General features: G+C 59.6%; 22 protein-coding genes. 8 read left to right on the top strand and 14 right to left on the bottom strand.

The features are described from left to right. Positions 1 to 424, bottom strand: a 424-nt coding sequence (locus tag JWR14_RS01370) for a LysR family transcriptional regulator (RefSeq protein ID WP_299700049.1), incomplete at its 3' end; no start/stop codon positions are given. A 157-nt stretch (positions 425 to 581) separates the two neighbouring features. On the opposite strand from JWR14_RS01370, the gene JWR14_RS01365 reads away from it, so the two are divergent. The 6 genes from JWR14_RS01365 to JWR14_RS01340 all read left to right on the top strand — a co-directional run bounded on the left by JWR14_RS01365 (position 582) and on the right by JWR14_RS01340 (position 5,658). Further along, complete coding sequence (locus JWR14_RS01365; protein WP_299700047.1) at positions 582 to 1,139, top strand: flavin reductase family protein; 558 nt, start codon at positions 582 to 584, stop codon at positions 1,137 to 1,139. Between the two features lie 67 nt (positions 1,140 to 1,206). Continuing rightward, on the top strand, positions 1,207 to 2,691 hold the full coding sequence (locus JWR14_RS01360; protein WP_299700044.1) for a 4-hydroxyphenylacetate 3-hydroxylase family protein: 1,485 nt from the start codon (positions 1,207 to 1,209) through the stop codon (positions 2,689 to 2,691). Between the two features lie 7 nt (positions 2,692 to 2,698). Further along, positions 2,699 to 3,112 (top strand): RidA family protein, encoded by a 414-nt coding sequence (locus JWR14_RS01355; protein WP_299700041.1) that lies wholly within the window; start codon positions 2,699 to 2,701, stop codon positions 3,110 to 3,112. A gap of 13 nt (positions 3,113 to 3,125) precedes the next feature. After that, complete coding sequence (locus JWR14_RS01350) at positions 3,126 to 3,797, top strand: DUF1028 domain-containing protein (RefSeq protein ID WP_299700038.1); 672 nt, start codon at positions 3,126 to 3,128, stop codon at positions 3,795 to 3,797. Positions 3,798 to 4,117: 320 nt separating this feature from the next. Then, entirely contained in the window at positions 4,118 to 5,245 is a 1,128-nt protein-coding gene (locus JWR14_RS01345) for a VIT1/CCC1 transporter family protein (protein WP_299700035.1), read from the top strand. 107 nt (positions 5,246 to 5,352) lie between these two features. Continuing rightward, the gene (locus tag JWR14_RS01340; protein ID WP_299700032.1) at positions 5,353 to 5,658 is read left to right on the top strand and encodes a cytochrome b/b6 domain-containing protein; all 306 of its coding nucleotides are present in this window, start codon (positions 5,353 to 5,355) and stop codon (positions 5,656 to 5,658) included. 64 nt (positions 5,659 to 5,722) lie between these two features. Here JWR14_RS01340 and arsN2 read toward each other — a convergent pair whose 3' ends face one another. From arsN2 to JWR14_RS01315, 6 genes are read right to left on the bottom strand one after another with little or no spacing between them, the layout of a single operon-like run. Further along, positions 5,723 to 6,172 carry an arsenic resistance N-acetyltransferase ArsN2 gene (gene arsN2, locus JWR14_RS38495; RefSeq protein ID WP_366144496.1) on the bottom strand — a complete coding sequence of 150 codons (450 nt, stop codon included), beginning with the start codon at positions 6,170 to 6,172 and terminating at the stop codon, positions 5,723 to 5,725. Between the two features lie 23 nt (positions 6,173 to 6,195). Next, the gene (locus JWR14_RS01335) at positions 6,196 to 7,470 is read right to left on the bottom strand and encodes an MFS transporter (protein WP_299700053.1); all 1,275 of its coding nucleotides are present in this window, start codon (positions 7,468 to 7,470) and stop codon (positions 6,196 to 6,198) included. A 5-nt stretch (positions 7,471 to 7,475) separates the two neighbouring features. Next, a complete protein-coding gene (gene arsB / locus JWR14_RS01330) occupies positions 7,476 to 8,537 on the bottom strand; it encodes an ACR3 family arsenite efflux transporter (protein WP_299700029.1) in 1,062 nt (353 codons plus the stop codon). Continuing rightward, positions 8,524 to 9,045: an arsenate reductase ArsC gene (locus JWR14_RS01325; protein ID WP_299700026.1), complete on the bottom strand. Its 522-nt coding sequence runs from the start codon at positions 9,043 to 9,045 to the stop codon at positions 8,524 to 8,526. The genes arsB and JWR14_RS01325 overlap by 14 nt, the downstream gene beginning before the upstream one ends. Next, the gene (locus tag JWR14_RS01320; RefSeq protein ID WP_299700023.1) at positions 9,042 to 9,500 is read right to left on the bottom strand and encodes an ArsI/CadI family heavy metal resistance metalloenzyme; all 459 of its coding nucleotides are present in this window, start codon (positions 9,498 to 9,500) and stop codon (positions 9,042 to 9,044) included. The genes JWR14_RS01325 and JWR14_RS01320 overlap by 4 nt, the downstream gene beginning before the upstream one ends. Next, a complete protein-coding gene (locus JWR14_RS01315; RefSeq protein WP_299700020.1) occupies positions 9,497 to 9,829 on the bottom strand; it encodes a metalloregulator ArsR/SmtB family transcription factor in 333 nt (110 codons plus the stop codon). Before JWR14_RS01315 ends, JWR14_RS01320 begins: the two co-directional genes overlap by 4 nt. 362 nt (positions 9,830 to 10,191) lie before the next feature. Between JWR14_RS01315 and JWR14_RS01310 the strand changes: the two genes are divergently transcribed. Then, positions 10,192 to 10,485, top strand: coding sequence for a DUF4148 domain-containing protein (locus JWR14_RS01310; protein ID WP_299700017.1), 294 nt, complete (start codon positions 10,192 to 10,194; stop codon positions 10,483 to 10,485). A gap of 896 nt (positions 10,486 to 11,381) precedes the next feature. Here the strand turns inward: JWR14_RS01310 and JWR14_RS01305 are convergent. From JWR14_RS01305 to JWR14_RS01290, 4 genes are all read right to left on the bottom strand, one after another. Beyond that, positions 11,382 to 11,609, bottom strand: coding sequence for a DUF2934 domain-containing protein (locus tag JWR14_RS01305; RefSeq protein ID WP_299700014.1), 228 nt, complete (start codon positions 11,607 to 11,609; stop codon positions 11,382 to 11,384). A gap of 271 nt (positions 11,610 to 11,880) precedes the next feature. Further along, positions 11,881 to 12,912: a Gfo/Idh/MocA family oxidoreductase gene (locus tag JWR14_RS01300; RefSeq protein WP_299700011.1), complete on the bottom strand. Its 1,032-nt coding sequence runs from the start codon at positions 12,910 to 12,912 to the stop codon at positions 11,881 to 11,883. A 51-nt stretch (positions 12,913 to 12,963) separates the two neighbouring features. Beyond that, on the bottom strand, positions 12,964 to 13,761 hold the full coding sequence (locus tag JWR14_RS01295; protein ID WP_299700008.1) for a TIM barrel protein: 798 nt from the start codon (positions 13,759 to 13,761) through the stop codon (positions 12,964 to 12,966). 28 nt (positions 13,762 to 13,789) lie between these two features. Continuing rightward, the gene (locus JWR14_RS01290) at positions 13,790 to 14,809 is read right to left on the bottom strand and encodes a sugar ABC transporter substrate-binding protein (RefSeq protein WP_299700005.1); all 1,020 of its coding nucleotides are present in this window, start codon (positions 14,807 to 14,809) and stop codon (positions 13,790 to 13,792) included. 216 nt (positions 14,810 to 15,025) lie between these two features. On the opposite strand from JWR14_RS01290, the gene JWR14_RS01285 reads away from it, so the two are divergent. After that, a complete protein-coding gene (locus tag JWR14_RS01285) occupies positions 15,026 to 16,699 on the top strand; it encodes an extracellular solute-binding protein (protein WP_299700002.1) in 1,674 nt (557 codons plus the stop codon). A gap of 256 nt (positions 16,700 to 16,955) precedes the next feature. On the opposite strand, the gene JWR14_RS01280 is transcribed toward JWR14_RS01285, so the two are convergent. The 3 genes from JWR14_RS01280 to JWR14_RS01270 all read right to left on the bottom strand — a co-directional run. Further along, complete coding sequence (locus JWR14_RS01280) at positions 16,956 to 17,300, bottom strand: cupin domain-containing protein (protein WP_299699999.1); 345 nt, start codon at positions 17,298 to 17,300, stop codon at positions 16,956 to 16,958. Positions 17,301 to 17,330: 30 nt separating this feature from the next. Continuing rightward, positions 17,331 to 18,320: a succinylglutamate desuccinylase/aspartoacylase family protein gene (locus JWR14_RS01275; RefSeq protein ID WP_299699996.1), complete on the bottom strand. Its 990-nt coding sequence runs from the start codon at positions 18,318 to 18,320 to the stop codon at positions 17,331 to 17,333. Then, the coding region (locus JWR14_RS01270) for an aldehyde dehydrogenase family protein (RefSeq protein WP_299700051.1) at positions 18,317 to 18,441 on the bottom strand (125 nt) is incomplete at its 5' end. The genes JWR14_RS01275 and JWR14_RS01270, both read right to left, overlap by 4 nt.

Below are 18,441 nucleotides of genomic sequence, written 5' to 3'. Positions count from 1 at the left end.
GCAGCAGATCTTCCTGATGCGCTTCGAGCGTGCGGAACGCAATGCCCGCATGGTCGGCCAGGAAGCGGCTCATCATCGCGGGCATGAGCGGCGGCGCAAGCGAAACAAGGCAGCCGAGCGTGATGGCGCCGGACATGCCGCCGTCCATTTCCTTGGCGGCCGTCTGCAGGTCTTCCGCGTTTTTAAGCAGGTCACGCGCACGCCCGAGCATGTCCCGGCCGGCTTGTGTCAGGGATAACCCGCTCGCGTGATGACGGATAAAAAGCTGGACACCGAACGACACCTCCAGGTCCGCCAGCGCCGTGGAGATGGACGGCTGGGAGATATGCAGCAGCTTGGCCGCGGCGGTGAACGACAGGACTTCCGCCGTAACGACGAAATACCTCAGCTGACGCAGCGAATAGCGTAATTGCGCTGGTTCCATGATCCGCCCCGTGGTCTTGTCTAGCGCTTATTGTGCGTGGACATAAATAGGCTTGCATAGGCAAAAGCGATGATTTGCATTTTTGAAATATGTTTTTCGGATGCGTCGCCCGAGCGTAGATTTTGCGAAAGGTCAGGGCAAACGCGAGGAGGACGACATGCAACGAGACAGCGGCTTATCAAAATGTGCAGCGGAAAGTGAAGACGTCGCAGTCAGAGACGTAGACGCCTTGCGCTCTTCGTTCCTGGATTCCATGGCGTCGAACTCCACTTCGGTTCACGTAGTGACGACCGGTACCGGCGACCGGCGTTTCGGCGTCACGGTCAGCGCCTGCAGTTCAGTATGTGCGGACCCGCCCACGTTGCTGGTCTGCATCAACACACGCAGCCCGGCGAATGTTGCGTTGGCAGAAAACGGCGTATTCGCCGTGAACCTGCTGAACGTGGCGCAGCGCGGTATAGCGGATACATTCGCCGGCCGCTCGGCAACGTCCAAGCCCTTCGACTTTTCCTGCTGCACGCATACGGCCGGCACGCTGGGCGTACCGCTTATCGATGGCGCGGTGGCCGCGCTTGAATGCCGTGTGGTCGCGCAGCAGGTGATTGGCACGCATACGGTGTTTTTCGGTGAAGTGGCGGCCATCACCCGTGCGCCGGTGACGCACATGCCCTTGCTCTACTGCAAGCGCGACTATGGCCAGTTCCTGGCCTTTTAGACGATCTCGTTCCAGACGCTCCAGCACCTATTCCCGAACGACATCCCAACGGACCGAGGTACAGTAAATGATCAGAACCGGCGAGCAGTATCGCGATTCAATTCGTGACGGACGGCAAGTCTGGATCAACGGCGAACGCGTGAATGACGTGACCACGCACCCCATGTTCAAGCCTATTGTTGATATCCGTGCACGTATCTACGACATGGCGCACGAGAAAGCGACGCAAGGCGTGATGAGCTACGTCGATGAAAAGACCGGTGAGCGCAACGCTATCGGCCTGAAGCTGCCGTACACGCAACAGGACTGGCACGACAAGCGGCTGGCGGTGGATACCGTGCTGGATGACGTGGGTGGTATCGCAACGCGAGTGGGTGATGAAACCATCGGCGAGATGTGGTCGCTGTATGACGGCAAGGATGTGCTCAACGAAGTGGACCCGCGCTTTGCGGAGAACATTGAGCGCCATATTCATCGCACGTTGCACGAGGACCCGTTCCATGTGTCCGCCAACACGGACCCGAAGGGCGATCGCTCGAAGCCGCCGCAGGAACAGGACCCGGACATGCTCCTGCATGTAGTGAAAGAAACCGATGCAGGCATTGTGGTGCGCGGCGCCAAGTATGAGACGGCGGCCGCGTATGCGAACCAGGCGTTCGTCAAACCGACTATCGCCAACTGGGGCGACGCGAAACTCTCGGACTATGCGGTCGGATTCATCGTCAACATGTCCGCGCCGGGGCTCAAGTTCATCTGCCGCACGGGCTTTGCGGGCCGGGCGAATCCGGACGACTATCCGCTCTCCAACCGCTGCGATGAAATAGATACGCTGCTGATCTTCGACAACGTCCTGATCCCGTGGGAAGACGTGCTGTTCTATCAACACACTAAAGCGGCTACGTTTATTCGCGCCACGCTGCATCGCTATAGCGCGTTCGCATTCGTTCAACGCAACCTGCGTCTGGCCGATTTGATGATCGGCACCGCGTTGTTCAATGCACGTCAGACGGGACTGGAAAAGCAACAGGCCGTGCAGGAAAAACTGTCGACCCTCGCGGTGTACAGGGAGACCATCAATGCCCATTTAACAGCCTCTATTACATGCGGTGAGCGTAGCCCTGCGGGGCTGATGATGCCCAACCAGTCGCTGCTTTATACCGGTCGGGTGCAAGCCTGTTCGCGGCTTCACGAGATGATGCATCTTGCCCGCGAGTTATGTGGCGGCCAGATTTGCGTGACACCGGATGCGGCGTCGTTTGCGAATCCCGAGATCAGCGACTGGCTCGACAAGTACTACACCGTCAATGAGAACTGGGTCTCCGACGACCGCCGCAAGTTGCTCGCCTTCGCCCGCGACTTGCTGAATTCGGACTACGCCGGACATCGGCTGACGTTCCAGTTGTTTGCTCAATCGCCGCCATTCGCGCATCTGGGCGCCGTGTTCCGCAACTTCGATTTCGACAGTACGCTTGGCTACGTGAAGAAGGCTGCGAACCTGTCGGACCGTGTTGTTCAATCCAGCGCAGAGCCGCGGCTCAAGCGCGTAGTGTGAGGTGTCCATGAGCCATACCCGCATCCGCAAATTCAATACTCGCGAGACCTACCCCGAGCAGAAACTGGACAATGACCTGTGCCAGGCGGTGGTCGCGAACGGCACGGTCTATTTGCGCGGCCAGATTGGCCAGGACCTGGATACGCGCGAATCGGTGGGAGTAGGTGACGTCGCCGTCCAGACCGAAAAGGCCATGGCGAACATCGCGATGCTGCTGGACGAAGCCGGCAGCAAGCTCGAGGATATCTGCAAGATCACGGTCTATCTCGTCGATGTCCGTTATCGCGAGGCGGTCTATACGGTGGTCGGCAAGTGGCTGAAGGGCGTGTATCCGGTCTCCACCGGACTCGTGATTTCGGCGCTCGCGCGGCCCGAGTGGCTGGTTGAGATCGATGTGATTGCCGTCATTCCAAACAGTTGAGCGGAGTCTTCTCATGACCTTTTCACTGGCTGGCCGATGCGAGCTTACAGGCATGGTCGGCGGCATTGTGTGCAGTTCGAGCATTGCGGTGCCCAGCCGTTGCTTGTGGGCGAGTCCGCATGGCGTGGTGCTGAGTCAGAACGTGACCGATCCGCGGCTTGGGGTGCTTGGCCTGAATTTGCTGGCGCAGGGATTCGGGGCGCAAAGTACCTTGCGGCAGTTGCAGGACGCACGGCCCTACGCCGAGTGGCGACAGCTTGCGGTGCTCGACGCCGATGGTTCGCGGGAAGCCGTCACCGGTGCGAAAGGGCTTGGCACGATCGCGACGAAGGCGGGGCGCGACTGTATCGCGGCGGGTAATCTCCTGGCACACGATGGTATCCCGGCCGTCATGGCTGAAGCCTTCGAAGCGTCTCATGCGAGTTCGCTTGCCGAGCGGTTGATTATCGCGCTGGAAGCGGGCGCGGCGGCAGGCGGTGAGGCAGGACCCGTGCATTCAGCGGGTTTTTGCGTATACGGGCGGGATGTCTGGCCGCTTGCAGAATTGCGGGTGGACTGGTCGGATGAACCCATCGCCGACTTACGCGCGCTATGGCAGCGCTACGAGCCGCAAATGAACGACTATGCAACGCGCGCAAAACGCCCCGGGCAGGCGCCGTCGTATGGGGTACCCGGAGACCTCTAGTTCGTGATCGCTCTCTCCCTTAGAACCCATCGCCTCAATCTACACGCAAGCGTTGACTTTGCGCATTGTCTGCGCTGAAAGGCGCGGCTGATTTTTGTCCAAGCGCGGCGGAATGGGCTTCAGCCAAAGGACGGCTTTGGTCTATCCGCGCGGTGTTTCGTTCTGCGTCAAACAAAACCCTAGGCGCCCGCACAAACGTTGTACAAACCATTGCTATTCGCAATTACGCAGACGTTCAGGGTCTTTAACCAGTTGGTACGCTTGATCCGTTAGGATTTGCTGAAAGCACATTTTCAGTATCCACCGGGGAGAGCAATCCTTTGGCATCCAAGACGGAGCTAAAAAGGTTCAGGTCGAACCTGGCCGACGAACTCGACAGCGCGGCGCTTTACGAAACGCTGGCGAACGTCGAGCAAGATGGCTCGAGGAAGGCCATTTATGCGGAACTCGCTGCGTCGGAGTTCACGCACGCGCAAGTGTGGCGCGAGAAACTTCGGGCGAATGGCGTCAAGGTCCGGACGCATCAGTACAGCGCCAAGACCCGGGTCATGCGGGCGCTCGTGCGAGTCTTCGGCCCGGATTTTGTCCTGCGTACGGTCGCCGCTGCGGAATACGCGGACAGGGATAAATATGCGGGGCAGCCGGACGCCGCGCAGATGGCGGAAGAAGAGCATCGGCATGCGGACATGGTGCAAAGCGTGGCGAATCGCAAACGCCCGGAGAAGTCGAAAGGCGCGGAGATTGCCGAAGCGGAGTCGTGGCACAAGGGCGTCTCGTCCGGCAATGATCTGCGGGCGGCTGTCCTTGGGGCGAACGACGGGCTGGTATCGAATTTTTGTCTGATCATGGGGGTAGCAGGCGCGGGGACCAACAACAAGACGATCCTGCTGACGGCCTTCGCCGGCCTGATCGCGGGCGCGTGTTCCATGGCGTTGGGTGAGTGGCTGTCCGTGACCAATGCGCGGGAACTCGCACGCACCCAGATCGCGAAGGAGGCGGACGAGCTTGAACACACGCCTGATGCTGAGCGGCACGAACTCGCGCTCATCTATCAGGCAAAGGGCCTGGATAGCGATGAAGCCAAGCGGGTTGCCGCGCAGATCATGCGGGACAAGGACAAGGCGCTCGACACGCTGACACGTGAAGAACTCGGGCTTGATCCTGCCGAGTTGGGCGGGAATCCCTGGTCTGCCGCCGGTGTGTCGTTTTGTCTGTTTTCGATGGGCGCAATCTTCCCGGCAATGCCTTTCCTGTGGAGCAGTGGACTCGGGGCAATCATCCAGTGCGTTGCGTTAAGCGCATTGGCGCTCGCTGCGATCGGCGTGTTCACGTCGCTTTTCAATGGGCGTGGAGCAGCATTTTCAGCGATGAGGCAAATCGTTATCGGGTGTATCGCAGCGAGCTTCACGTTCTGCGTGGGGCACTTGCTTGGCGTGTCAATATCATGAGGGTTTCATGAGTTCGAATGCGTTAGCGGGTGTTCGAACCACAGGTGCGGCTCGCATGGCGTTTCAGTTACAAGCCACCCACCGAATCGAGCGTCCTGCCGCGATCAATGCGACTCGCAGCTAGCGTCACCCACGGGTTGCTGTACGTGTTGCTGATCGCGCTGCCGCTGATGGGTTGGGCGAACGCATCGGCGCGTGGCTGGACCGTGTCGCTATTCCATGTTGTCCCGCTGCCCGCGCTCGCCGCGGCCGGCTCGGCGTTCGGGCATACGCTCGGCGACGTCCATAAGCTCACCGCCTGGGTTTTGCTGGGGCTCATTGGACTGCACGTGGCTGCTGCGTTATTCCACCAGTTCGTCATCCGTGATGGCACGCTAAGCAGGATGCTGCCCGGCGCGCGCAAGATGCGCTGAGAACGGGGGACGTTCTTGTTTTCATCGCCGTGCCTCTCCCGGAAACCCTTCAAGTCAGGCAGTGTCAGCGCGATAACGGTTGCAATGTCCTCGTCATGCATATGGCGCTCGCCGGGCAGATGCTTGCGAACTGAAGGCTCAGTCTGATCAATTCAGGGGCTGCGACCCGATCCGCGACTTCATAGCCGGATCGGAGAAAGAAGGCAGTTGCGGTCGTGGTCAGAAGCCACAAACGCTCGATTCCGGCAGTGGCAGCCGATTGCTGTACAGCGTCGACCAGCGCCGCTCCTACGCCTTGCGAGCGTAGGCTCGGCTGCACCGCCAATGATCGCAAAAGGCCGGCTCGGTCATGCACCTCCAGGCCGACGCAACCCATCAGCCGAGCGCCGGAATCCTCGCCAATGAGGAACTGGATCGGGGCGCTCTCCGATAAGTCCTCAACCGGAAGCTCACTTGCAACCAACAAGGCCCGTATGAGGGTGTAGTCTTCCGCGCGTGCGGGACGTATGTTCATCGTCGCTGACCGATTTTCAAACACTACTTCTGCATCGCGCCGGTTGCGGCGGGGCCGTCTGCAGACCTGTGAGCAGGGGCGAATCGCATCGCGACCAGAAAAGCGACGGTCGACACAAGAGACACGCCGAGAATCACCCATTCAACCAACGCGTAGTTCCGCTGGACTGTCCAAAGAGCGGCGGCGGAAATGGGTGCAATGCCCTTCGCGATGTTCGATGGTGCCGAAAGCAAGCCACTGATCGCGCCATATCCCTCGGTCCACATCGCATCCTGGACGATCGTGCCTCGCAGGATTGTCATCATCCCGTTCGCCCCTCCGTAGACGAGTGCAAACAGCATCAACAGATAGGGTGACGTCCCCGCGTACAGCAGCACGAGTACTGAAACCGGAAAGGCCGCGGTGACGATCAATCCGACGCGCTCGGGTCGCAGGTTGCGTCCAACGGCGAACCAGAGTGCACGCGCTGCTACCTGAGCCGGGCCGATGATCGCCATGGTGGTCAACAGCCATCCCGCTGGCACCTTGCGCGCGAGCATGAGCGGCACCAGGTGGAACGTCAGCGCTGCGAATGTGGCGTAATACGCCGTGAAACACACAGCCAGCGCCCAGAACGTCGGCGTGCGCAGCGCGCGTTGAGTCGAGGTCGTGTTCACAGCCTTCAGCCGCGCCTTATCGCCGACCGTTGCATCGGTCGCACCATTTCGTTTGATCGCGGCCGCATGGATAGGCAGGCTGATCGCGACGTTCATCGCGGCGAGCGCGATCAGCGCGCCTCGCCATCCGAGCCCGTTTATGAAGCCTTGGGTCAACGGGACAAATACTGTGCTGGCAAATCCGGCAACCAGCGTGATGAGCGTTATTTCTGTGCGGAAACTGCCAGGGTAGACGCGCGTCACTACCGCGAAGACCGGGTCGTACAACGTGGCCGCCATCGACATGCCCAAGCCGATCCAAACGACAAACAGCGTGGCCAAGGTGTGAGCCTGCGACCACAACAGCAGCATTGCTGTCGACAGGATGGAGCCCGCCATCATGATTTTCCTGCCGTGGCCGTGGTCGATCCAGGTACCTATCGGGTATGCCGCGAGCCCCGAGACAAGGAGCCCGAGCGACAGCGCCGCATTGGTTTCAATACGGCTCCAGTTCATCGCGTGTTCCATGGGGACCACGAAGAGCGAAAACGCGTAATAGACCGTTCCCCACGATACAAGCTGCGCGACAGCAAGCGCCCATGTTGCGCGGTGGCCGACAGGCGCGGCATCCTTGTTGCGATGGTCGACGAGCGGACTTGATATGCGGCTCACTTGGCTTCATACCAGCGTTGCGAGCGATTGACGACACCGACCACCAGCAACATGACTGGCACTTCGATGAGCACCCCGACCACTGTGGCAAGTGCTGCGCCGGAGTGGAATCCGAAAAGGCTGATCGCGGTGGCCACGGCCAGTTCGAAGAAATTGCTTGCGCCAATCAGGCTCGACGGGCCGGCTACGCAGTGGGCCACGCCCAGTCTGCGATTGAGCAGGTACGCCAAGCCTGAGTTAAAGAAGACCTGAATCAGGATAGGTACCGCGAGCATGGCGATGATTAGCGGCTCGTGAACGATGGCCTCTCCCTGAAATGCGAACAGGAGTACGAGCGTCGCGAGCAACGCCGAAATTGAATAGGGACCGAGCATTGCCACGAGACGCTGAAAACGAGCGTCGCCCTCCGCGAGCAGCGAGCGCCGGATCATCTGCGCGAGAATGACTGGCACGATGATGTAAAGGCCGACTGAGGCGATGAGCGTGTCCCACGGAACCGTAATGGCCGACAACCCCAGCAGGAGCGCCACGAGCGGCGCAAAGGCCACGATCATGATGGAGTCGTTCAGCGCCACTTGCGACAGCGTGAAATACGGATCGCCCCTGCATAGTTGCGACCAGACAAACACCATCGCCGTACAAGGCGCGGCTGCCAGCAGGATCAGGCCGGCGATATAACTGTCGAGCTGGTTCGCCGGCAGCCATGGGGCGAACACGTGGCGGATAAAAATCCAACCGAGGAGGGCCATCGAAAACGGCTTGACGAACCAGTTGACGAATAACGTCACCCCAATGCCGCGCCATTGGCTCTTTACCTGAGTCATGGCGGCAAAGTCGATTTTCACGAGCATGGGGATGATCATGATCCAGATCAACACCGCCACCGGCAAGTTGACGTGGGCAACCTCCATGCGGCCGATAGTTTGAAACGCGCCCGGCAACAGTTGGCCCAGCGCGATGCCCCCGACGATGCATAACGCGACCCACACCGTCAGGTAGCGCTCGAAAAATCCGATGACGGGCCTCAATGCCGAACCGGTATGTTCAGTACTGCTCATTCGGTCCCTCGGCTGGACGCGCACCGATCGCACGCAGCTCGCGCTGAATGGCGTTGCTGTCCAATACGTGCAGCGGTAAGTTCACGAACTGGCTCACCCGGCCGAGTATCTGTCGATAGACCTTGCTGAATACCTGGCGCTTTTCTTCATCCGTGCCCTCGAACGCGGCCGGGTCCTCGAAACCCCAATGGGCGGTCATCGGTTTGCCGGGCCAGATTGGGCAAACTTCGCCGGCGGCCTGATCGCAGACCGTAATGACGAAATCCATATGCGGTGCGTCAGGCGTTGCAAATTCGTCCCAGCTCTTACTGCGTAGTTGAGAGACGTCGTAGTCGAGTGACTCGCAGCGCTCAATAGCGAATGGGTTGACCGTTCCGCTGGGATGGCTCCCTGCGCTATATGCCTTGAATCGCCCCTTGCCGAGTGTGTTGAAAAGAGCTTCGGCCATGACGCTGCGCGAGCTGTTGCCTGTGCACAGGACGAGGATTGAGTACTGTTTGTCAGTCATGTGCGACTCCGGAATTCGATGGTGGACGCAGTCGGCGAGCAGCAGGTTTCCGAGGAATGGTCGGGTTTATTTCTTGACTGCCCGTAGGTAGGCGCGGCCGCGAGCGTCCTGAAGGTTTCCCATGCCACACCTTGTGGGTCGACCGTCCAAGCTTTGTTTGACTTCGCGTAGCAGCAGGTCGCACCTGTTTGCTCTTGCACTGGCAGGTCTGCAGCGGCAAATCGAGCGTTCATCTCTACCAGTTCCTCATCAGTCTCGACCTGGATTCCCACGTGGTCGACACCGGGTTTGGCCCCACGCTGGGAAATGGCGAAGTTGACTGCTGGATCTTTCAACTCCCATTTGCAGTAATCGTCCTTGAGCACGGTCGGCTCGACGTTGCCGAACATCGCGCTATAAAAGCGGATGCTCTCGCCCAGGCTTTGGACAGATACGTGGATGTGCATTCGCTTCATGATTCATCTCCGCAGCAGGCTGGAGGGCTGCTCGCCGCGCACGCTGCGCCTGCACAGCAGTTCTCGGTGAGAAAACCGACTAGGCCATTCATCGCATCGAAATTGGCCGAATAGTAGATATAGCGCCCTTCCTGCCGAGCTTTCACGAGGTCTGCGTGCGACAGATCCTTGAGATGAAAGGACAGACTTGAAGGCGCGAGGCTGAGTTGTTGTGCAATCTCGCCTGCCGGCATCCCATCGGGGCCGGCGACTACAAGCGTTCGGAAAATCGCAAGTCGCGATTCATGTGCAAGAGCGCTCAAGGCGCGTACGACAAGGTTCGAGTCCATGCCCGTAGGATAAATCGATCTTTTCCATATTTCAAGTATTATCGAAATAATGTTCGAACGAGCGGTGGGGCTGGAATGGAAGGGTCGCGCTTGAACTTCGTGAGTGCGGACTGTTGATCCACGGGGCTCGTTTCGAGCGAGGGATGTCTGCCTGCATCAGCGTCCGGCTTAGCATGGCAAATCAACTGACCTTGTTCTGCACGATGCGGGTCATTCGTAGCGGGATGGAATAGACGTCGGTCGCGGCGGTGCGGTCAGTGCTCGTTGCACAGAATGAAGTCCTCCTCTCCGCTGTTTCACGGCGAGAAGTCGCGGGCTTCAATCATGGTGACTGGAGCCACACTTCTAGAGGTCTGCTTATCATGAAAAAGCTTGTCTGCGCATTGCTGACTGCGATTTCGATTGTTCCGGCCGTGTCGTTCGCCCAAACCAGCAACGGTCCCGCCACGCGTGCCGAAGCACGCGCCGAACTTGTTCAACTGGAGCGTGCGGGCTACCAGCCCGCAGCCAAGCGAATTCACTATCTCGATGGGATGCAAGCGGCGGAACAACGCGCGCAAGGGAGCGATAACGCGTATGCATCGCAGAGTGGCGCACACGGAAGCAGCGCACTGGCTTCGGCTACGGCCTCACCGCACGTTGATGCGGCGAACTAGGGCTGGGCGAACAGGACTGGATCAAGGGCCAAGAGGCTCACTGGCCGCATCGATTCGGTCGATGCGGTCTTCTCCTTGCAGCTTCGGAAGAGCACCGGTGCAACAACGCGTCTAGTTATACCCAAGTATTGCAACGGCGGTAATGTCGGCACGATCGGACACGTTGCAGGCAAGCACGGTCATGGGTGCCTGGAGCATCGATACATACGAGGAGCATTGCTTTTCGGTTTTGGCTGCTGCCTTGGATACCATGCTACGGCTTCCTGCAAGCGACGAGGTCGAGGCACTGAGATGATTGAACGTCTTCATGTTGAACACCACTTCGTTTAGTTATCGGCGAAAACAACGGCGTGCCTTGGTAGACGTATGCGCAATGGCGCAATCCCGAGACTAAACACCGGACAGCCGCAGTTCGTGTTCTTCCAGTAAGCGCCAACTGTCAGGTTCAGGACATTGGTAGTGTTACCAATGCAGCCGCTCAGACCCTTGCCGGCCGGGGCTGCGTCACGTGAAGCTCGCGTTAAGCGTATGTTTAGGGCAACAGTATTGAAGATACGCAAGCGTGAGCGCGACTGGCCGGCGTTCGACAGGGACCGACGCGAGCGTTGAATTTACTTGGCATCCAGACCGGATCCAACGCTAAGGGGTTGCGCAACCTCCCCCGAAATCTGTCCGCTCGTATCGCCTTGTGCCTCACCAAGGTGGATACGTTACAAGAATGACCACGTGAACAGCGATGCGGTATCACGCGCGATGCATACGTGGTGTGCTGATTTTCCGAAGGTTCCGAAGAGTTTGCCGTCCCGCTAAGCGCCGGGCGCGGGGGCAAAACGAAGCCCGCGTTGCGTCGAATGGCCCCACGTGATCTCAAGGCCGAATCGCTCTGGCGTGTGTTTTTATTCCGCCAGCGGCCGGTTCGACGTCGCTTCGGGTTCTTCGCCAAATCCTGCTGTCTCGGCCTCGCTGCCATTCACTGCCTTCTCATCTTGCACCGAGCCTTCAATACCGAGTTGCTGCCGTGCTTTCTCCCAATACTCGTCTGCGCGTCCCTCGGGACTGCCGTCTTGTTCCCAAAGATGGAACGCAAGCGTGCGAATCTGCTCTTCCGACATTTGGACGTCCATAGCCTTTCCCGTAAAAGTGAGTATTCCGATCCGAACAACCCCAGTCAACGCAAAGCGTGACTGCTCCAAGCTCGCTTGAGCCTAATGAGTTTGAGAGCAATTTTCGTGACACGCTGGACTTTTCAAAAGGGGGCGAATGACAGCGGGGCGTGATCGTGCCGGTCGCCCCGAAGGAAGTCCCGTCGCGACGCGACGATCAGATTTGGTCCGATACATCAGACGGGATGGTGTGTACATCATGCGACACGGCCTCGCACAACTGCGCCCCGCGCTACGCGGGCAACACCTCCGCGATCCGGACGGGCCGCGCTTCAATGACCGAACGAATGCACGCTAGCGCGATGGCGAGTGCAGCGCGCGCGGCCTCGCCGGTTGGCCCGGACACTTCGCCTGAACGGACTGTTTCGATAAATCCAGTCAATTGGGCCGTATAGGCATCGTGAAACAGGTCGGTGTTGAGCCGGGTAGTGGGGCTGCTCACCCCGTTAGCGCCGAAGTAGGTTGCATTCGAGCGGCGCACTTCTCCCAGCGTCACCATCCCCCCCGAGCCGAACACTTCGCCACGAACGTCGTACCCGTAGACCGCTTGAAAGTTCGCTTCGGCACAGGCCATCGCGCCATTGTCGAAGCGCAGGCTGACGAGTGCGGTGTCGAGCAGACCGCGGGACTTGAAGTCGGGCCGCACCAGTGCATCGGCGAGGGTATGGACCTCGACGACCTCCGAGCCGGGGTTGAGAAAGCGAAGGGTATCGAAGTCGTGAATCAGCGTTTCCACAAAAATCGCCCATGGCGGAACGCGGGTCGGGTCGGCCAGTTCGGGGTCGCGAGTCAGGGAGCGCAGCAATTGCGGCCTCCCCAGATCGCCGGCGACGACGCTCCTGTGCGCATCGGCCCAGGCTTTGTCGTAGCGGCGGTTGAAGCCGACCTGCAGCGGCACGCCGGCTGCGCGCGCGGCGTCGATCGCCCGGTCCGCTTCTTCGATCGTGAGCGCCATCGGTTTTTCGCAAAACACCGCTTTTCCCGCTTCCGCGGCCGCGACGACCAGGCCGCTGTGAAACCGCGCCGGTGCGGCGATGATGATTGCGTCAATATCAGGATTGGCAATGATCTGAGCGGCATCCGTGGTCGCGTTCGAGCAACCGAGCCGGTCGGCAAGACGCTGCGCCACCCCGGCTACCGGGTCCGCAATGGCGGCGAGCTGCGCGCCGTGAACCCTGCGAGCAATGCTCTCGCCGTGGAACGAACCGATCGCACCGGCACCAATCAGGCCGACGTTTACTGTTTTATTCTGACTTGATTTCATTTTGGATTCCTATATTTTTAATAGCTCACACCTGCTGTGAAGGATCGTTCGTTACTGCTTCGCAAGCGTTTCGGCTGAAACAGTGAAGGCGTCCCGAAAGCGCTGCAACGCCCGCTCGCTGCTGCCACTTGCCCAGGCCTCAAGGCCGATAGTTCCGCGATAACCGGCACTCGCCAGTGCGCGGGCAATAGCGGGATAATTGATCTCACCGGTGCCCGGTTCACATCGTCCAGGCACGTCGGCCACCTGAATTTCGCCGATATACGGCAGTGCGCGCCGCACAAGTTCGATCAGATTGCCTTCGCCAATCTGCGCGTGATAGAGATCGAGATTAAGCCGCAGATGCGCACTGTCAACCGCGGCCACCAGCGCAAGCGTGTCGGATGCGCGGGCGAACGGCACACCCGGGTGGTCCACGTCGGTATTCAGGTTTTCCAGGCAGAAAACAATTCCGGCTTGCCGGCCCAACTCCGCAATGCGTGTGAGTGTGTGCTGAGCCGCCAGCCACATTGCCCCTGACGCCAACCGCACCGGTTGAACAGGCAGTCCCACGTCATCCAGACCGGTTCCGTGCAGATTGAGACGCGGGCAGCCAAGCCTGTTTGCGACTTCGATGGATTGCTCCGCTGTGCGTAACAGAGCCTGCGCGCCTTCGCGGGTGATCAGATCGCCTTCGATATAGCCGGTCATCGAGGAAAAGGTGGCGCCGGTGCGCACAAGCGCGTCGATGTCATGCCGGGTCCAGTCCCAGATCTCTACTTCAAAGCCCAGATCCCTGATCTTTTGAACACGATCGACGAATGGCAAATCGAGGAAAACCATTTCGGCGCACACCGCGAGTTTGAACATGACAAATCCTCCAGATATCAGGGTGGGGTCAGCGATACTGGCCCGCGTATTTCTTGACCAGGGCCACGTTGTCGCGGGTCACAAAGCTTGGACCGGTGTCGACGTTGCGCACGCCGAAATGCGGGATGAGTCCGTACAGCCTGAGGCGTCGCTGGAAATTCGCGTCCGCAAGCAGTGTCTTGCGCACCCGCTCGATATCCTGGGTCTTGTCGCGCTTCATAATGGCCAGCATGGCCACGGGAATATAGCCTTGCAGGTACGGTTGCTGATCGATTGCGACCGCCACCGTGCCGTCTTCAATAGCTTTATCGACCTCCGGCGTCACGTCGAAGGTGGCGAAATAGATCTTCCCGGTCAACTGGAGCTTTTGCACTGCCCGCAGCGACGGCACCGCGGAGGTTGGACCAAGCGTGAGGATGGCCTGCGTATCGGGACGTTTGCGCAAGGCGGCAAACACTCGGTTCTCGACACCGGTGGGATCGTTGCCCGAATCAATCGTCGCCTGCTTGAAATCCTCGCCGATCGCATCACCGAAACCACGGCAACGCTCGAAGGACACGGGATTCGTCACGTTGTTGTTGACGCAAAGGAAACGCTTGACGCCGGCAGCCTTCGCTCGTTCGCCCGCGGCCTTGCCAGCGTCATACTCCGGTTGCCCGACATGCAGCAAAGCACCCAGTGATTCGCTCTGCTGAGCGGTGCCGGAGTTGAACGTGATGACAGGGATATGTTTCGCGATGATCCTTCCGATCGGCGCTTTTACGACGTCATAGTCGGGAATGGTTGTGACCACTCCATCGTAGTTGCGAGCTGCCGCCTGATCGAGAATGCGCGTCATATCGGCGAGATCGCCGTTCGACGGATTGCGGTAGTTGACCGTTACGTCGAAGTCCTGCCCAGCATCCTTGATGGCGTTCTTGACGACGTTCCAGAATGGATCCGCATCGGGGGCATGCGTAATCAATACAAACTGCGCGGCTGCCGCGAACGCTTGCACGCTGAATGCGAAAGCCGCCACGGCTGCGAGCCATGTGAGTGCTCGTCTCATGTTTTGTCTCCTGATCGCACTGTGATTCGAAAGCCGCTCTGTCGATGCGGTGTAGCCATGCTATGACAGCACGGCCAGCGGACCTGTGCCCGAATATGACCAATCTGGTTATTATTATTAAAATCAATCGCTTGGCGGGTATATCGGGGTCGGAATCGACGCGCGCCTCTGTTAGACTCGAAGCGCTGAAGCCATCCGCCGAAAGGGACCGCCGCCATGCATGCACACGACCGCCATGCGGTGATCGCCATCATCGACAAGCTGGCGGACATACTGCGTTCCGAGCTCGGCGAGACAGCTCAGGACACGTGGCCGGTTATCAACGCGCTGCTGCGCAACTTCCTGAGCGACCGGCACACGACAATCACATCGCTCGCCGATCTCTCCGGCCTGCCGCGCACAAGCGCGCGCCGCATCATCTTCGCGTTGAAGGCGCAGGGCTGGCTGCATCTTCCTCCGGTATCGGCAAGCAGCAGCCGCGCTCAGGTCACACCTTCCGCATTGTTGCTGGAGCACCTCGACAACATCACCGAGCAGACCATCAAGCTGCTCGTCGGCGCACTCGATACCCAGTCGTTCGACCGTTTCAATGCCGGCAGCCTGACCCCCGCTACCGATATCGCATGGCCGCGTCCCGCCGCGTCGGGTTTCAACGACGCTATCGAACTGACGCTGCTCGCGTATGCCGATCCGGTATTCGACATCATCAAGCAGAACCGCACCGATATCGAACGCTTCCTCGGCATACGGCTGCGCATCCTGACCTACCCGCAGGATGTTTACCGCCCGGTGCTTGACGCAGCGCTGGCGCGCTCGTCGAGTCGCGACCACGCCGCGCCTCTGCTGGTCGCCATACCGTTTCCGTGGCTGGCCGGGTTGTGCCACGACGCACGGCTGCTCGATCTGCAAGCTCTAGAAGCGGGGAGCCAGGTGACCGGCGCTGATTTCTACGATGCGGTGTGGCGCGCCGGCTGGAGCCATGGGCGTTTATACGGAATACCGATACAGCCGACGCTCGACTTTCTTTGGTATCGACAGGATCTCTTTGATGCTGAAGGATTGAAGCCGCCGCGCTGCTTCGACGACGTCATCGAATGCGCGCGCCTGCTGCATCGACCCGGTCGCGGCCGCGCCGGGATCGTATGGAGCGCCGCGCCGGGTCTGCCGCTCGCCGAGACGTTTCTGCAGATTCTGGGGGCTCAAGGGTTGCTTTCCGAGGAAGATGGCGTACTCCAGGTCGATACCGATGCAGGCAGACGAGTCGTGGAGTACCTGCGTGCGCTCATCCCCTATTCAGCCGCCCATTTGGGCAGCATTCACTGGGTGCGCAGCGCGCAGATTTTTGGGCGCGGGCAAGCCGCCATGGGTTATCAATGGTCCAATCGATACGGGATGCTTGACAGTCATGTTCTGCTGCAAAAAGGAGGCCGCATCGGCCTGCAGTTACATCCGACGCTGGAACCTGGCATGACACCGATATCACCGCTTGGCGGCGCACTGCTGGCGATACCGTCGGTTAGCGACGACACCGCGGCGCAGCGCGCATGGAAAGCAATCGAAACGCTGACGTCGCCCGAACTGATGAAGTACTTCGTACTCCATGGCGCTGCGGGCAATGCGCGATATTCGGTCGCAGAGGACCGCTACGTCTTGCAACGCAATCGTGTGATGGGTGTGATGGACCAACTGGCAAAGGCTCAGCAGATTCAGGCATTCCCCTCACCGTCGACGCTCCATTACCACGACGTGACGCGGATACTGAGCGACCATCTTGAAGCGTTGTTATTCGATACCGGCAAGGACGTGCGGGCCGGCCTCGGCAAGTTGCAACAGGCGTTGACTCGCGTCCATCCAGCATTCAAAAAGGGGCGGGTGAATCGCAAGACCTGAACCAGGCAGGTCCAGTGGAAACAAGAGGAGCGGGTAGGTTGCGCGAAGCTGGACTGTTGTGGGGCGCCTCTCCGCGAGGCGCGCCAACGAAGGACTCAAGCGTTGCTGCCCGAGGACATGACGGAGCGATTGTCGAACCATGTGACCAACATACTCGAGCAGGATCATTGCGACATTGAGAATACGGCCGCCGTTCACAAGCGGCCGTTGTTACTCACTCTGGGTCACGCCCGGCGGCATCACCCAGATCTTTGCACTAAAAAATCACATACACCTTGCGCATGGCTTCTTCCACTTCCCACAGCCCTTCGGTGTTTGCTTCGAAGAATAGCGTGTCGCCGCTGGTGAAGTGAATCGTGTCTTCGCCGTCCGCCGTAAAGCGGCCGCGTCCCGCCAGGAAATGCATGACTTCCGCCTGCTTCACCGAGCGCCGATAGGTCCCCGCTGAACATTCGAAAATACCGGTATCAATCGCCTCGCTGCCTTTGATCACGCGTTGCACGCCCGAGACTTTAATCGGGGTCGTGCCGGGTAAACCGGCGCTGCCCCAATCCTCGAGATTTTGCAGGCTGACGCTCTGTTTGATTTGCTGAACCTTCATGTGGACCTTATTAACTGATCATTCTTGGTGTCAGACCGCGCTATCCCGCTCTACGGTTCGCTCGATTTTCCCCAGTCGCACAACGGTCACGCCCGGGCGCAGTTGTCGCAACGAAGGCATCACCAGCATGCAGTCGTCGTAAGGTGTATGGATCGGCTCGCCATTCGACCAGCCGATCAAACTGCCCGCTTCCGGGAAAATTTCCAGGCCCGTGTAGGGCGCGGCGAAGCGGAAATCCATGCTCTGCGCCACGACCGGTTGCGTTACGCGTACAACGTGCATGACCGAAGGAAGTGGGCTAAGCCAGTCGTCCGGCAAGTCTTCACTGTCGACCACGCCGGAGAGCAGCAGGAAGCGCGCGGTGGTATCGCGGGCGACCGTGACTGCGCTGCGTTCCCAATGCTGTCCACATTCGATCAACAACGCATTCTTCGGACTGCCTGCGTCGCCGAAACCCTCGTAGTCGCGCATCCGCCGGCCTTCGGGATGGCCCTCATCGCAGATCACCGTGGCCGGCGTGCCGAGTTGCAGCGACAACTCAATGCCCTTGTCCAGCGGACCCGCAACAATCAGCGGCTTGCTGCGTTCGTGCATTGAATGGAGGTCGAGCAGGGCGTCCACGCTGTCAATGACCGGACGCATCTCACGCGCCCGTTCGAGCTCGCTGGACGTACGCGATGTGTCGTCGAGTACCTTGCTGGTCCACACACGGTTGAAGTCCTGATCGACGAAACGAGCGGCATCGGGCTGCGAAGCATCAAAGCTCGCATACGCCGCGACGTTCGCGAACGAGAGCGTCAGGCGGCCGCGCCGTGGCCGCAGTTTCAGGCGCAGCAGCGCATCGACCACGATCGCGCCGCACACCTCGTTCCCATGCGTCAGCGCGTTGATCATCACGTGCGGTCCCGGTACACCAGAGTCGAATGTGTGCACGTACGCAATGCCCGACTCGGACTGCGCATGCACCGAGATATCGGGGAACGTGACCTCGATCGGATAATGTTCAGCCGGCGCGCTCATGCGAGATTCCCCTGGCAGAGGTATTTGATGGAGAGGTAGTCGTCGAGACCGTACTTCGATCCTTCGCGGCCATACCCTGATTCTTTTACGCCGCCAAAAGGCGCTGCTTCGCTGGACAACG

Source organism: Caballeronia sp., assembly GCF_028292365.1.
Taxonomy (GTDB): Bacteria; Pseudomonadota; Gammaproteobacteria; order Burkholderiales; family Burkholderiaceae; genus Caballeronia.
Note: the sequence above shows the minus strand (reverse complement) of the source record. Positions and strands in the feature narration are given on the sequence as shown.